12 protein-coding genes are annotated in these 15,232 nt (G+C 70.8%); 6 read left to right on the forward strand and 6 right to left on the reverse strand.

Going from position 1 to position 15,232, the window contains the following annotated elements; genetic code table 11:
• Positions 1–2: 2 nt before the first annotated feature.
• Positions 3–653 carry an O-methyltransferase gene (locus R2B38_RS19120; protein WP_033285584.1) on the reverse strand — a complete coding sequence of 217 codons (651 nt, stop codon included), beginning with the start codon at positions 651–653 and terminating at the stop codon, positions 3–5.
• Between the two features lie 158 nt (positions 654–811).
• Here R2B38_RS19120 and R2B38_RS19125 point away from each other — a divergent pair, with 158 nt between their 5' ends.
• The 3 genes from R2B38_RS19125 to R2B38_RS19135 all read left to right on the forward strand — a co-directional run bounded on the left by R2B38_RS19125 (position 812) and on the right by R2B38_RS19135 (position 5,016).
• Positions 812–2,248 (forward strand): twin-arginine translocation signal domain-containing protein, encoded by a 1,437-nt coding sequence (locus R2B38_RS19125; RefSeq protein WP_318017320.1) that lies wholly within the window; start codon positions 812–814, stop codon positions 2,246–2,248.
• A 264-nt stretch (positions 2,249–2,512) separates the two neighbouring features.
• On the forward strand, positions 2,513–3,916 hold the full coding sequence (locus tag R2B38_RS19130; RefSeq protein ID WP_318017321.1) for an alpha/beta hydrolase-fold protein: 1,404 nt from the start codon (positions 2,513–2,515) through the stop codon (positions 3,914–3,916).
• 113 nt (positions 3,917–4,029) lie between these two features.
• Complete coding sequence (locus tag R2B38_RS19135; protein WP_318017322.1) at positions 4,030–5,016, forward strand: cytochrome c oxidase assembly protein; 987 nt, start codon at positions 4,030–4,032, stop codon at positions 5,014–5,016.
• A gap of 7 nt (positions 5,017–5,023) precedes the next feature.
• Here R2B38_RS19135 and R2B38_RS19140 read toward each other — a convergent pair whose 3' ends face one another.
• Positions 5,024–5,614, reverse strand: coding sequence for a TetR/AcrR family transcriptional regulator (locus tag R2B38_RS19140; RefSeq protein ID WP_318017323.1), 591 nt, complete (start codon positions 5,612–5,614; stop codon positions 5,024–5,026).
• Between the two features lie 95 nt (positions 5,615–5,709).
• On the opposite strand from R2B38_RS19140, the gene R2B38_RS19145 reads away from it, so the two are divergent.
• The 3 genes from R2B38_RS19145 to R2B38_RS19155 are packed head-to-tail and all read left to right on the forward strand — an operon-like array spanning position 5,710 to position 9,089.
• Entirely contained in the window at positions 5,710–6,531 is an 822-nt protein-coding gene (locus tag R2B38_RS19145) for an SDR family oxidoreductase (protein ID WP_318017324.1), read from the forward strand.
• Positions 6,498–7,442, forward strand: coding sequence for a haloalkane dehalogenase (locus R2B38_RS19150; RefSeq protein WP_411978472.1), 945 nt, complete (start codon positions 6,498–6,500; stop codon positions 7,440–7,442). The genes R2B38_RS19145 and R2B38_RS19150 overlap by 34 nt, the downstream gene beginning before the upstream one ends.
• A gap of 60 nt (positions 7,443–7,502) precedes the next feature.
• Complete coding sequence (locus R2B38_RS19155) at positions 7,503–9,089, forward strand: DUF4041 domain-containing protein (RefSeq protein WP_318017326.1); 1,587 nt, start codon at positions 7,503–7,505, stop codon at positions 9,087–9,089.
• Positions 9,090–9,094: 5 nt separating this feature from the next.
• Here R2B38_RS19155 and R2B38_RS19160 read toward each other — a convergent pair whose 3' ends face one another.
• The 4 genes from R2B38_RS19160 to R2B38_RS19175 form a co-directional block, all read right to left on the reverse strand.
• A complete protein-coding gene (locus R2B38_RS19160) occupies positions 9,095–10,885 on the reverse strand; it encodes a copper resistance CopC/CopD family protein (protein ID WP_318017327.1) in 1,791 nt (596 codons plus the stop codon).
• 153 nt (positions 10,886–11,038) lie between these two features.
• Positions 11,039–11,818, reverse strand: a complete 780-nt coding sequence (locus R2B38_RS19165; protein WP_318017328.1) for an SDR family NAD(P)-dependent oxidoreductase — start codon at positions 11,816–11,818, stop codon at positions 11,039–11,041.
• Positions 11,806–12,288 carry a cupin domain-containing protein gene (locus tag R2B38_RS19170; protein ID WP_318021730.1) on the reverse strand — a complete coding sequence of 161 codons (483 nt, stop codon included), beginning with the start codon at positions 12,286–12,288 and terminating at the stop codon, positions 11,806–11,808. Before R2B38_RS19170 ends, R2B38_RS19165 begins: the two co-directional genes overlap by 13 nt.
• An 18-nt stretch (positions 12,289–12,306) precedes the next feature.
• Positions 12,307–15,168 (reverse strand): GNAT family N-acetyltransferase, encoded by a 2,862-nt coding sequence (locus R2B38_RS19175; protein WP_411978473.1) that lies wholly within the window; start codon positions 15,166–15,168, stop codon positions 12,307–12,309.
• Between the last annotated feature and the right edge of the window lie 64 nt (positions 15,169–15,232).

Genomic DNA, 15,232 nt, shown 5'->3' on the forward strand with positions numbered 1-15,232 from the left:
CCTCAACCCACCTTCACGGACAGTTCTGTTGAGCCCTTCAGTGGGAGGGTCACGGAGCGGAAGCCGTTGGCGGGGTCGCGGATGTAGTCGAGGTAGTCGGGTTCGGCGTTGTCGTTCATCACGAAGGCGCCGGTGCGGAGTTGGGGCGCGATGAGCTCCATCACCTGGCGGGCCAGCGTCGGTCCGCCGTCGCTGATCGGCCAGCCGTCGATGAGCGCGAAGTCGACGGGGCCGCCGAGATCGCGCAGCGTCTCCCGGGCGTCGCCGACGCGCAGGTCGACGTACTTGTCCAACTCGGCCTCGGCCAGGTTGCGTTGGGCGGTGGCCGCCTTCTCCGGCACGATCTCGGAGCCGATCACCGTGCCGCCGCCGTTGTCGCGCACGGCGGCGGCGAAGTAGATCGTGGACACGCCGACGGACGTGGCGAACTCGACGACCCTCGTCGCGGCGATCGCCCGGCAGAGCAGATAGATGAGATCGCCCTGATCGGCGTGGATCGAGAAGCCGATGTCGGCGTACGCGTGCGGATCGCGGGTGTCCGCGCCGCCGCGCGGGCCGCCGTTGGCGGGGCGCCGGCGTTCGGCCTGGAGCCGGTCCAGGACGGCTGTGACCGTGGGGTCCTGCAAGGGGCTGGGGGAATTCTGCGCGGGCATCGTCACTCCAGTTGTTGTATCGCCGATACGTTCCAGCCCTATCACGATATATCGATTGCTGTCGACGACTCCCGTTGCGAGTCGCCCGGGACCAGGGTGAGGTGGGCGAGGAAAGAGGGGCAACACAGGCAATACAGGCACCGCAGAAGGAGTCCGTCGTGGTCGACCGGCGCAGGTTCATCGTGGGATCCGGTGCCGTCGGCGCCCTGGCCGTGCTCGGCACGACGGCCGCGTGCACGGCGAAGGAGGCCGAAGGTGAGGCCGTGAGCGAGACGTCGTCGGCCACCGGCCATGTCCGCGGCGCCACCGCGATCACCCAGGTCTACGGCGACGGCCAGAAGCTCATCGCCGTGGCGGTCGAGTACGACACCGACATCACCGGTTCGGCCCTGTCGACGTCCACGTTCAAGGTGGCCGGCCGAACCGTCACCAAGGTGTACGCGAACCGCGAGCCCAGCCTCGCCGCGCAGGGCAGGAACGGCCGCTACGTCATCGTCGAGATGTCGCCGGACGACAGGGCGGCGGCCCTGTGGGTGACCCAGCAGGGTTCCGGAAACGCGTCGAGCTCCTCACCCAGCACATCCCCGAAGGCGTCTTCGTCTCCTACGGCGTCCTCGTCGTCCGGCTCAGGTCAGGCACCCGGTGGCGGCGGCCCGAAGGTCGGCGACAGCACCCCTGGCGGAACCATCGTCGCCGCGAAAGCCACGCTCACCCAGACCGGCACCGTCACCACCACCGGCGGCACGCGCTACCCCGCGAGTACTACGGGGCTGACGACCGACGCGGTGAAGAACCTGATCGTGGACGACTTCCGGCAGTTCACGTTCACCGACCCGGCGACCCGAAAGACCCTCAAGTACAACCTCTTCATCCCCAAGGGCTACGACCGCGACCACCACAAGAGCTACCCGCTGGTCCTGTTCATGCACGACGCGAGCGTGGTGAACGTGGCCACGGAAGGCCCCCTCGTCCAGGGCCTCGGCGCGGTGTGCTGGGCGAGCCCCGAGGACCAGGCCCGGCACGAGGCCTTCGTACTGGCCCCCGAGTACGACTCCGTCGTGATCGACGACACCTACAGACCGTCGCCGCTCTTCGACGCCACCGCCCATCTCGTCCAGGAACTCACCAAGAAGTACAACCTCGACGAGAAACGGCTCTACGCCACCGGTCAGTCGATGGGCGCGATGATGACGCTGGGCCTGAACATCAAGTACCCGGACCTGTTCGGGGCGTCGTTCGTCGTCGCCGGGCAGTGGCCGGCGGACCAGGCGAAGCCGTTGGCGAAAAAGAAACTCTGGATCGTCGTCTCCCAGGACGACGACAAGTCCTACTCCGGCGAGAACGCCATCACCAAGGTCGTCAAGGAGCAGGGGACGGCCGTAGGCACCGCGGTCTGGAACGGCCGGTCGACCGCGGCCCGGTTCGCCGCCGACGTGCGGAGCCTGAAGGCCCAGAAAGCGCCGGTCAACTACGCCTCCTTCAAGACCGGCACGGTCGTACCGGCCGGGTCGACGACCAGCGCGCACATGGCCACCTGGCAGGTCGCCTACACGATTCCCGGCATCCGGGAGTGGGTCATGGACCAGTCCCTCTGAGTTCGCTCTGAATTCGGCTCGTTCTCGCCGTAGAATTTCCGCCAGCGTTAAATCGGGTGACGGCAAGAAGGGGAATAAAGGTCAACAATTCAGACCCAATGCGCCGCGTTATCTAAGATTGCACGACGCGAATAACCAACACCACCAGGAAACTTCTGCGTAACCTGTGAAAAGGGGTCTCCTTTCTCCTTTCGCTTCACAGATCGAGGCAGGACAGTGGCGCTCGGCAGCCCTGACAAACCTCGATCGAAGGAGCTCACCTTCATGGACAGGCGTAGGTTCATGGCCGGTACCGCGACCGCGACGGCCGGGGCCCTGGCGGTGTTCGGCAGTGCGACCCCCAGCTCGGCGAGCGAGACGAGCGAGGCCGGCGGGACGGGTTCGGCGGATTCCGGCGGGGACCATGTGAAGGGCCTCACCGCCATCACCCAGGTGTTCGGCGCCGGGCAGAAGCTCGTCGCCGTGGCCGTCGAGTACGACCGGGACATCGACGGCCGGACGCTGTCGGCCTCGACGTTCACCGTCACCGACCGCACGGTCACGAAGGTCTACACGAACCGCTCCGCCGACCTCACGGAGCGGTCGCGGAACGGCCGTTACGTCATCGTGGAGCTGTCGCCGGACGACACGGCGGCGGCCCTGTGGGTGACGGGGCAGGGTTCCGGCACCCCGCCCACCGGCGGCGGGACCGGCGGGACCGGTGACTCCGGCGGCGGGGTCGGCGCGGGTGGCCCGCAGGTCGGCGACACCACCCCCGGCGGGACGATCGTCGCCGCGAAGGCCACGCTCACCCAGGCCGGCACGGTCACCACCACGCGCGGCAGGCAGTACGCCGCGAGTACTACGGGGCTGACGACCGACGCGGTGAAGAACCTGATCGTGGACGACTTCCAGCAGTTCACCTTCGCCGACCCCGCGACCGGCCAGACCCTGAAGTACAACCTGTTCGTCCCCCAGCACTACAACCCGCGCAAGAGCTACCCGCTGGTGCTGTTCATGCACGACGCGAGCGTGGTCAACGTGGCGACCGAGGGGCCGCTCGTGCAGGGCCTGGGCGCGGTGTGCTGGGCGAGCCCGGAGGACCAGGCCCGACACGAGGCCTTCGTACTGGCCCCCGAGTACGGCGCGGTCGTGATCGACGACAACTACGAGCCGTCGACCCTCTTCGACGCCACCGCGAACCTCGTCGAGTCCGTCACGCGGCAGTACAGCATCGACCCCGACCGCCTTTACACGACCGGTCAGTCGATGGGCGCGATGATGTCCCTCGGCCTGAACATCAGGTACCCCGACCTCTTCGCGGCGGCGTTCATCGTGGCCGGGCAGTGGCCGGAGGCGCAGGCGGTGCCGCTCGCGCAGAAGAACCTCTGGATCCTCGTCTCGGCCGACGACACCAAGGCGTACCCGGGCGAGCAGGCCATCACCGAGGTCATCCAGGAACAGGGCACGAAGGTCAGTACCGCGCTGTGGGACGGCCAGTCCACCGCCGCCGAGTTCGCGGCGGACGTCCGCGGCATGAAGGCCCAGCGGACCCCGGTGAACTTCGCCGCGTTCAAGACCGGCACGACCGTACCGACCGGCTCGACCACCAGCGCGCACATGGGCACCTGGCAGATCGCGTACACGATCCCCGGCATCCGGGACTGGATCATGCGGCAGTCGCGGTAAGGGGACGGACGCACGGGGGCGGGTCCTCGCCGCGGCACTCGGCGGCATAGAGTGCTGCGGCAGATCCGACAGAACCGGCGGAACCGCCCGCCCGCCCGTGGAGGTAGATCGCGATGGAGACCCCGCCGCAGCTCACCGACGGACGGCTGTTCTCCTCGTGGCAGGCGGACGTCCCCGCGCTGCTGGTCGTCGTACTCCTCGGCGGCCTGTACGGCTGGGGCGTCCTGCGCCTGCGGCGCCGGGGCGAGGCCTGGCCGGTGGCGCGGACCGCCGCGTTCGCGCTGCTCGGCCTCGGCACGATCGTGGTCGCCACGATGTCGGCGCTCGCCGTGTACGACCGCGTGCTGTTCTGGCCCGCCGCCGTCCAGAACGTCCTCCTCGACCTGATCGCCCCGCTCGGCCTGGCCCTCGGCGATCCGCTACGACTGGCCCTGCGCGCCCTGCCCGAACGCGCGGCGGCTCGCGCGCAGGGGGCCCTGACGGGTCGCCTGGTCCGACTCCTCACCTTCCCCCTGGTCAGCACGGCCCTGGTGCTCGCGACCGAGCTGACGATCTACTTCACGCCGTACTTCGAGACCGCGCTGGCCGACAACTGGCTGCACCAGCTGATGTATCTCCAACTGCTGCTCGCCGGGAGCCTGTTCGTCCTCCCCGTACTCACCCGCGAAGAGGCGCTGCCCGCCTGGTGCACGCATCCGGTGCGGGCGGGGCTGGTGTTCGTCGACGGGATCATCGACGCGATCCCGGGGATCGTGGTCATGACCCACGGCACGCTGATCGCCGGCGCCTGGTACCTCAGCCACTCCCCGTCCTGGGCCCCCGACGTCCAGCACGACCAGCAGCTCGGCGGCGGCGCGATGGTCAGCATCGCCGAACTCGTCGCCCTCCCCTTCCTCCTCGCGATCCTCGTCCAGTGGGCCCGCACGGAACGCGCCGAGACGGTCGCGCTGGACCGGCGGCTGGATGCGGAACTGGAAGTGGTCCGGGCGACGCCCGCAGAGACCAGAACGGGGACTTCCACTGAAGGGCCCGATCTCGTACGCCCCTGGTGGGAGACCGAGAACAGCGAGGTCGCGGAGCGCATCCGGGGTCAGCGGTAGGCGTTCCTCACACCACGTCCAGGGCGTCCAACTCCCTTATGAGCCGGGCCCCTTCGCGGGTCATGATCTCCGGGTCGCGCAGGGCGTTGGAGAGCAACGACATGCCCTGATAGGCGCCGATCAGGGTCAGCGCACGGCCCTCGGGGTCGACCGCGCCGAGCTGCCGGTACTGCTCCGCCACCCAGTCCACCAACCGCCGTATGACCTGGCCCGCGGCGAGATCGAGGCCGTCCTCGTAGCGCTTGTCCAGCTCTACGGCGAGCGTGCCCATGGGGCAGCCGTGGCGTGCCGCCATGTCCTTCTGCTCGACCCAGCCGCCGATGAGGGCCTTGAGGCGTTCGCGCGGGTCGGGAAGCTGGTCGAGGTGCGCGGTCAGGGTCTCCAGGTTGCCGGTGTGCTCGGAGAGGGCCGCCTCGATCAGCTCGTCCTTGGTCTTGAAGTAGTAGTAGACGTTGCCCGTCGGGACGTCGGCGGCACGGGCGATGTCGGCGATGGTCGTGCGCTCCACGCCCTGCTCGTGCAGGACCCGGGCGGTGGCGGTGGTCAGACGCTCCCGCTTGCCGCGCGGGGCGGGCCGGGAATCTTTTGAGTCAGTCACCTGACTAACTATAGACAAACTGCGGGTCGGTCGTGTTAGCGTCTTCTCGATGGAGTTAGTCAGCCAACTAACTCATACATGACGGGGGTGGCGAGATGATCGCGGTGACAGGTGCGACCGGGAACGTGGGGCGGGCGCTGGTGCGGCTGCTCGACAAGGAGGGCGTGCCGGTGACGGCCGTGGCCCGGCACATCGGCGAGGCCCAAGTGCCGCCCGGGGTGCGCACGGTGGCCGCCGACCTGGGCGAACCGCACGGTCTGCGGGGCGCGTTCGAGGGGGCCGAGGCACTGTTCCTGCTGGTGGCGGGCGAGCGGCCGTACGACATTCTGGACGTGGCCAAGGCCGCCGGTGTCCGGAAGGTGGTACTGCTGTCCTCGCAGGGGGCCGGGACCCGTCCGGAGGCGTACGCGCATCCGCGCCGATTCGAGGCCGCCGTACGGGAGTCGGGGCTCGACTGGACGATCCTGCGGTCGGGCGGGCTCGACAGCAACGCGTTCGCCTGGGCCGGGTCGATCCGCGCGGGACGGACCGCGGCGGCGCCCTTCGGTGACGTGGGGCTGCCCTTCGTGGACCCCGACGACGTGGCCGCGGTCGCTGCCGCCACGCTGCTCACCCAGGCTCACACAGGCGCGACCTACACCCTCACCGGCCCCGCGCCGACGACACCCCGCGCGCGGGCGGCGGCGATAGCGACCGCGCTCGGTGAGCCGGTGACCTTCGCGGAGCAAACCCGCGCGGAGGCCTACGAGTTGATGGCACGGTTCATGCCGCTGCCCGTGGTCGAGGGCACGTTGGCGCTGCTCGGCGAACCGACCGAGGAGGAGCGGCGCGTGAGTCCCGACGTCGAGCGGGTGCTGGGGCGGGCGCCGGGCACCTTCGCGGGATGGGCCGAGCGGAACGTGGTGGCGTTCCGGTGACCACAACCCACTCCATCCGCGCCCTCGACTCGACCATGTCCTACCGGGAGTTGGGCAGCGGGGTGCCGATCGTGTTCCTGCACGGCAACCCGACCTCGTCCCACCTGTGGCGGAACGTCATGCCGGGTGTCGCTTCCGGACGGCTGCTGGCACCCGACCTCATCGGCATGGGCGACTCGGGCAAGCCGGAGATCGCGTACTCCTTCGCCGACCATGCCCGGTACCTGGACGCCTGGTTCGAGGCGCTCGGGCTGCGGGACGTGGTGCTGGTCGGACACGACTGGGGTGGCGCCCTGGCCTTCGACCGGGCCGCGCGCCATCCGGACCGGGTGCGGGGCATCGCGTTCACCGAGACCATCGTCAAGCCGATGAGCTGGGCCGAATTCCCCGAAGAGGGGCGCGAGTTGTTCCGCGCGATCAAGACGGAGGGGGTCGGCGAGGCCATGATCCTCGACGAGAACGCCTTCATCGAGCAGGCACTCCCCGCCGCCTCCGCCACCCCCCTCACCCCGGCCGACCTCGCCGTCCACCGCAAGCCGTACCCCACCCGCGAGAGCCGCCGCCCCCTCCTGCGCTGGGCGCGCTCGATGCCGCTGGGCGGCGAGCCCGCCGACGTCGTGACCAGGATCGAGGCCTACGACCGGTGGCTGGCGGCCAGCCCGGAGGTACCCAAGCTGCTGCTCACGTTCGCGCCCGGAGCGGGGACGATGATGGACGAGGACGCCATCGCCTGGTGCGCGGCGAACATCTCCGCCCTGGAGATCGAGCACTCGGACGCCGTCGCCGGCCATCACACACCGGAGGACCAGCCCGAGTTGATCGCGGCCGCGATATCGGGCTGGGTGGAGCGGCTCAGGCTCACACACGGTCACAGAACGATCACGACGAGGGACTCCCAGGTGAACGGGTAGCGGATCGGCGACAGAATGTGACCCTCCGTCAGGGGGACGGGGCTCAGGGGGGATGGGTCAATGAGTGCTTACCGGTTCAATCCGCCGCCCGGCTGGCCCGTGCCGCCTCCGGGGTGGGCGCCGCCGCCGGAGTGGGTGCCCGACCCGACGTGGCCGACGCCTCCGGAGGGCTGGCAGTTGTGGGTGCCGGAGGGGGCCGTTCCCGGGACCGTCACGGCGGGCGCACCGGAGCCGGGCGCACCCGTCTCCCCCGACTCCCCCACCGCTCCCGCCGTACCCGCGCCCCGTAAAGGCGGCCTCTTCGGCCGTCGCCGGGCCGATGCCCTCTCCGAGGCCGACGAGTTGCGGGCCTGGATCACCCGGACGCAGGGGCTGGACGCCGTACAGGTGGCCGATCTGGTGCGGCGGACCGAGCTGGAGGCGGCCGCGCTGCGCGAGCGGCTCGGTGCCGAGGCCGCGGCGGAGGCCCAGGGGGTGTTGAAGGACGCCCGGGACACGGCGAAGGAGATCCTCGACGACGCGCGCCGGACGGCGAAGGAGACCGAGCGGACGCGCAAGGACGCCGACCGGCAGCGCAAGGAGGTGTTCGACGGGGAGCGGCGGCTCGCCGAGCTGCAGGCGCGGATCGTCGTCACCGACGAGACCGCGATGCTGCAGGAGGCCGGGGTCTACGCGTACCGGCACGCCCTGCACGACGCCATCGCCTACCGCAGCCGGCTCGACACCCTGCAGACCGAGATCAAGAACCTCGCCCGCACCGACCGGGCCGTGCTCGCGATCACGGGCTGGACGGTCAACGGCTCCACGCGCGAGGGCCAGAAGATGGTCCGCGACTTCTCCAAGCTGATGCTGCGCGCGTACAACGCCGAGGCCGACTACGCGGTGCGGACCATGCGCCCGCACCGGCTGCGCCCGCTCGTCGACCGGCTCTACAAGAGCCGCGAGACGATCGCCAAGCTCGGCGCCACCATGCACATCCGGATCAGCGACGAGTACCACAACGCGCGGGTGAGGGAGTTGGAGCTCACCGCCGACTTCCTGCAGAAGAAGGACGAGGAGAAGGAGGCCCAGCGCGAGGCCCGCGCCAAGGAGCGCGAGGAGGCGGCCGTGCAGCGCGAACTCGACCGCCAGCGCGAGAAGTTGAACAAGGAGCTCGGTCACTACCAGGTGGCCCTGGACCGGCTATGCGAGCGCGGCGACGCGGCGGCCGTCGCGGAGATGGAGGCCAAACTCGCCGAGATCGAGGGCGCGTTGCAGGACGTCGAGACCCGCGCGGCGAACATCCGCACCGGCTACGTCTACGTCATCTCGAACGTCGGCGCCTTCGGCGACCGCGTCGTGAAGATCGGCATGACCCGCAGGCTCGAACCCCTCGACCGGATCTACGAGTTGAGCGGCGCCGCGGTGCCGTTCCGCTTCGACGTCCACGCGCTGATCTTCAGCAAGGACGCGGTCGGCCTGGAGTCGGAACTCCACCGGCGGTTCGCCCCGCGCCGGGTGAACCAGGTGAACAGCCGCAAGGAGTTCTTCTACGCCACCCCGACCGAAGTACGGGACGCGCTGAGGCCGTTCACCGGCCAGCACCTGATCGAGTTCACGGAGGAACCCCAGGCACTGGAGTGGCGGGCCAGCAAGCAGCCCGCCTGAACCGGCTACCGCACGATCCGCACCTGCCGCGACACACTCACCTGGTCCACGTCGGACGTCCTGACCGTGACCTTCATCGTCCAGGTCCCGGCGATCGGCAGGTTGAGGGTGTTGGTCCCCCAATAGCCGCCCTCGTCCTTGACCTTGGCGTCGAGGGGGCCGACCTTCTGGGCCGGGAGCGTGAAGGAGAGCCGGAGTTCGGGGACGGTGGCGAAACCGCCGTCGGGGCCGTAGACGACCGCCTCGACGGAGTTCTCGCCGACGCGTCCGGGGTCGAGGGTGATCTGCACCTTGCCGCCCGCGTTGCCGACCCGGAAGGGGACGATGGTGACGGAGGCCGCCGGGATGCCGGCCGAGGTCGCCGTCTGCTGGGCGTCCGCCGCCGCGCGGCCGGGAAGGGTGTTGGTGAGGAGGGTGGTGATCACCAACACCACCACACCGACGCCGACTTCGAACAGCACGGAGCGGCGCAGACCGCGCCGGAAACGGTCCTGGGAGCCGTCGCCCCGGTCCGGAGAACCGTCGCCCCCGCCCTTGGAATCGTCACCGGAAGCAGGGCCACCCTCGCCATCGGCCCCGGACGCCGCCGCCCCGTCCGCCCCGGCCCGCACCAACTCCGGTACCCGGAGCCGCACTTCCTCCCCCACCATCCGCCCCGTCCACCGCCGCGACCACCCCGCCACCGCGAGCAGCAGCGTCACCGCGCCGAGTTTCACGAGCAGGATGCGGCCGTACGACGTCCCGGTGAGGGCGTTCCAGGAGCCGAGGCCGCGCCAGGACTGGTAGACGCCGGTGACGACCAGGACGGTCACCGAGGCGAAGGCGAGGCGGGAGAAGCGGGCCACCGGGGCCGCGTCGAGGTCCGGTGAGCGGTAGAGGACGGTGAGCAGGGCCGTCAGGCCGCCCAGCCACACCGACATCGCGAGCAGATGCAGCACCGCCGAGGTCATCGCCACCGGCACCTGGATCCCGGCGGAGGCGTGTTCCGCCGAGGCCCAGGTCAGCGCGAGCCCGACCGCGAGGACGGCACCCGTCCCCAGGGCCACCCGGCCGAACCGCTCCCGTCCCCGAAGTCGTAGGAGAAATGCGGCTGTTGCGGCGAGGAGGAGGAGACGGGCCGCAAGTGCCAGGCCCGGGCGGGAAGTCAGTGTCTTCGGGATCGCGGAGGGCTCGAAGGCCGAGGCCAGGCTGGTGCCCGCTTCGTAGGGGGCGCGGAGGATCAGGAGGGCGACGGTGGCCGCCAGGAGGGTCCACCAGCCCATCAGGATCGGCTTGTTGAGGACCGTCGGGTTCGGGGGGCGGCAGAGGGTGACGAAGGTTGCCGTGCCGATGAGGAGGGCCGCGGCTATGTACGCGAAGTAGCGGGCTATGTCGTACAGGCTGCCGGTCAGCGGGTCCTCGACCGGGGCCGTGCTGACCGGGGTGGTCGTGGCGGAAGGTTTGCCGATGGAGAAGGTGAAGGCGCCCGAGACCGGGTGGCTGTCGGCCGAGACCACGCGCCAGGCGACCGTGTAGGTACCGGTGCCGAGCTTGGCCGGGAGGGTCACGCTCGCCGTGTCCCCGGCGTCCTTCGCGTGGTGCGCGGAACTCGTCTTCACCCGCCGGTTGTCGGGGTCGTAGACGCGGAAGGAGTCGTCGAGGAGGGCGACGGACTCGGAGAAGGTGAGGGTGACGGTGCGGGGGGCGGACTTGAGGACGCTGCCGTCGGCGGGGTCGGTGGATTCGAGGGCGGCGTGCGCGGACGCGGTGCCCGCGGTGCCGAGGAGGAGCAGGACCAGCAGGGAGCCCAGCAGCACCAGCCCTTGAACTCCTCGCCGGCCACCCCGACCCCGTCCGCCGCCTCCTCCATATCCAAAACCCTGTCCCTCATTCCGTCGTCGGCGCACGTCACATCTCCGTCTTCGGACTTGCAGGTCTGCGGTTATGTACGGGGGAAACACACGTCTCGCTCACCAGGTGGGCCGCGCCAACACTCCGCCGTCCACGACAAGGTCGTGCCCGGTGACCCAGGAAGCGAGGGAGGACGCGAGGAACACACACGCGTCCCCGACATCCTCCGGCCGCCCCAGCCGCCCCGTCGGCGCCGCCTCCCGCCACCGCCGCACCCCGTCCGGCCAGGCCTCCTCCAACCCCTCCCGGTCGATCAGACCGGGCGAGACCGTGTTGACGCGGATGCCGTACGGGCCGTACTCCAGGGCCGCGGACCGCGCGTGCATGACGACGGCGGCCTTGGACGCGGAGTAGTGCGCGTGGAGGGCGGCGGGGGCGCTCGCCTCGATGGAGGCGATGTGCGTCACCGTGCCGCCGACACCGTGTTCCCTCATCACCGCGGCCGCCGCCTGTGTGCACGCGAAGACGCTGGTCAGGTTGGTGTCGACGACCGTCCGCCAGTCCGCCGCGGTCATCCCGGGCAGGGGCTGGGTGGGCTGTACGCCCGCGTTGTTGACCAGTGCCGTGAGCCGTCCGCCGCTCCACCCGTCCGCCTCGCGGACCAGTCCACGGCAGGCGTCCTCGTCGGTCAGATCGGCTTGCAGTACGACGGCACGGGCACCCAACTCCCGTACCCGATCCGCCACTTCACCGGCCGCCTCCACCGCCGTACGACACTGGAGTACGACCCCTGCCGCGCCCTCCTCCGCGAACCGCAGCGCGATCCCCCGGCCGATGCCGCCGCTCGCGCCCGTGACCAGGGCGAACCGGCCCTCCAGCAGGCGGCTCACGGGCGGCACAGCCCGGTGATGCGGGCGGCCTCGGCCGGGGTGCGGGCGTAGCGGGCGGTCAACTCGCCCGCGTCGCCGTGCTCGTAGCCGTCGTAGGTGAAGCCGGGAGCCATCGTGCAGCCGAAGAACGACCACGAGCCGCCCGCCACCACCCGCGCCCCCATCCAGGTGCCGCCGGGCACGGTGAACTGGACGTGCTGGCCGTGCGGCAGATCCGGCCCGAGGACCGCCGTGCTCGACGTGCCGTCCGGGGCGAGGAGCAGGAGTTCCAGGGGGTCGCCGAGGTAGAAGTGCCAGACCTCGTCGGCGGGGAGGCGGTGGAGCGCGGAGAAGTCGTCCGCCGTGAGCAGGGCGACGATCGCGGTGCCCTCCGGGCGGCCGTCGGGCCGCGCCGGGCCCGCCCACGTCTGGCGGAACAGGCCGCCCTCGCGGGGGATCGGCTCCAGCCCGTAGTGGGCGACGAGGTCCTCTGGGGTCACTCCGGTCATTTCGGCAGGCTACGGGAAGGCCACCTCGCGAGGGAGAAACGCCAGTTGAGCGCGCTTTTCGGGGATGAACACGTCCGGGATGTCCACCTCCGGGAGGACGACCCGCGGGCCCGCCACGAACCCCTGGCGCAGGAACCGCGCGATCGCCTTCTCGTTCCGCACGTCCGGGTCGACCACGATCCGGCGCCGGTCCAGACCGAGCAGGACGTAGGAGGCGAGGACGCCCATCACGGCCGCCGACCAGCCGGGCCGTGCGCCGTCCGGTCCGGCGGGTGCGAGAAGGAGATGGATGCCGATGTCTCCCGGTTCTACGGCGTAGCAGTCGCCGACGCGGTCTGCTGCGGGGTCGTAGGTCTGGAGGAGTGCGACGGGTTCGTCGTCCCTCGTGACCAGGTGGGCGTGGTGGGTGTCGAGGGTGTCCATGTGGGCGTAGATCTCGGTGACTTGGGCCTGGGTGAGGCCGTTCATGCCCCAGAACGCGGCGCGTTGCTCGCTGACCCAGCGGTGGATCGTCGGGGCGTCGGCGACGGGGTCGAGGGGGAGGACGCGGACGGTGCCGAAGCCGGGGATGTGTTGTGAGTGGACGGGTTGCCGGGCGGGGGCGGTCTCTTGGTGGAGTTCGAGGCGGGTGAAGTCGGTGATCACCGGGACCAGATCTCCCTTGAGCCACAAGGGCAGTTGATCCCGGCAGTGCGGTGAACTGGCCACCCCCGACGCCCCCCATGGCACCACCCACAGACTGTCCTCCCGCCGGGCCAGGTCCCACACGAACCGGGCCGCCGGGCCGCGCGCGCTAAGGTCGGTGAGCCCGGGTACGGCGGAGGTGCAGAGCACGCAGTCGTGGTCACCGGACAGTCCGGGACCGGGAGTCGGGGCGGTCTCGGCCAACGCCCGCCAGGGGGCGAGGCGATGGGTGTCGCCCCATGTGCCGATCGGCTCAGCGGCGGCCTCCTCGACAGCCGCCCGCACGATCTCCGGCCGGTCGATGCCGTACAACTTCCTTGCGCTCAGGAGGTGTTCGAGCGCGAAGGCGACGCGCGGGAGCAGCGCGAGCCACGGCAGGAAGACCTCCGGGTACGCGGGTGGTTCGGCCAGCGCGGCGAAGGTGGGGTGGGCCGCGATCCGTCGTACGACCGCGCCGCGCACGGTGGCGTAGGCGGCGGCGTCGCTGCTGCCGGCGTCCATGCGGCGGTCCCAGGCGAGCAGCCGTTCGCGGAGTGCGGAGGCTTCGGGGGTGAGGTGGGTGAGTGCGGCGAGGTGGTCCAACAGGGGTGTGGCGGAGCCGAGATGGGTGTCCATGTGGATCGCGGGCAGGTCGGCGGCGGACCACTTCTCCCGCTCACCGAGCAACTCGGCGATGCGGTCGGCACGGTGGTTCGGGGCGAACTCGACGCCGAGGGGGGTGGCGGGGCCGCGTTGGTTGGCCATGACGGCGATGCCGTCGCCGTTGAGTCCGGCGCGGGGCGGTCGGTGCCAGCCGTGCCACTCGTGGCCGGGTTCCCAGGCGGGGACGAGCCGGGTGCGGTTGGCGTCGGCGCGCGACGGGACCATGCCGGCGACCCGGTGCAGCGTTCCGCCCTCGGTGTCGGCGGCCTGGACGACGTTGACGGGTTCGGCCCAGTCGTCGAACGCCCGGTCCACGTCGGCGACTTGGCGGGCACGGAGGAGGGGGAGCAGGGAGGTGAAGCCGAGGTCTTCGGTGACGCGGGGCGGGTAGCGGAGGCTGACGGCGAGGGGTGGGGTGGGGGGCGGGGCGTGGGGCGAGGCGTGGAGCGGGGCGTGGAGCGGGGTGTCGGGCGGGGTGCTGATGCCTCCGGCGAGCCGTTCCGGTTCGCCGATGATGCCTCCATCGAGTCCCTCTGGCCCGCCAACGATGCCTCCGTCAAGCCCCGGCCCGCCGGTGATGCCTCCGTAAAGCCCCTCCGGTTCGCCGATGATGCCTCCGTCGAGGCCTTCCGGCCCGCCGATGACGACCGGCCCGCGTTCGGTCTCGATGATCTCGACCTCGACGGGGTCCTCACCGGCCACGTCGATCGTCTCCGTGTGGCGGGCGGCGCGGCGCCAAGTGCCGTCCGGGCCAAGGGCTTCGACGCCGGCGCCGGTGCGGCGGAGCCGTTCCCGGTACAGGTCCTGGTAGTCGGCCATGGCGTTGGTGATGGCCCAGGCGACCGTGCCGGTGTGCCCGAAGTGGGCGATGCCGGGGACGCCGGGCACGGTGAGCCCGACGACGTCGAACTCCGGGCAGGAGAGGTGGACTTGCTGGTAGACGCCGGGGTCTTCGATGAAGCGGTGCGGATCCCCGGCGAGCAGGGCCTGCCCGGTCGTGGTCCGTTCCCCGCTCACCAGCCAGCCGTTGCTGCCGGAGGTACCGGGGCCGTCGGTGGCGAACAGCCCGACGGCGTCCGGCCCGAGGTGCCGTATCGCCTCTTCGCGCCAGAGCTTGGCGGGGAAACCGGCGAAGAGGATGTGGGTGGCCAGCCAGATGCCGAGGGGGGTCCAGGGGTTCCAACGGCCGGGTTCCAGGCCGGAGTCGGCGAACTCGGGAGCCGAAGTCCCCGCAGCCAAACCCTCGTTGACCCCGTCGACGTACGCCCGGACCCACCGCGCGGTCTCCGGATCACGCTCCTCCAGCGCGGCGAAGCACCGTCTGGCCGTGTCGTCGAGGCGGGCGCGGCGGGCGAAGAGGTCCCAGGGGAGGGCGCGGACGCCGAGGAAGGAGGCCGACGTGCCCTGGGCTCGGTGCCGTTCGACCTCGATCTGCCAGGCGCGGTCGAGGGCGGTGACGCGGCCCTGGGCGCGGGCGAGCTCGTCGGCGCTGTCGGCGCGCAGGTGGGGGATCCCCCAGGTGTCGCGGTAGATCTGGGTCGTCACCCGGTGACCCCTCTGCTTCGAGGCTGCTTTTTAGGTTAGCCTTGCCTAAGTTACTGGTGGGGAA

It is taken from the genome of Streptomyces sp. N50, assembly GCF_033335955.1.
Classification (GTDB): Bacteria; Actinomycetota; Actinomycetes; order Streptomycetales; family Streptomycetaceae; genus Streptomyces.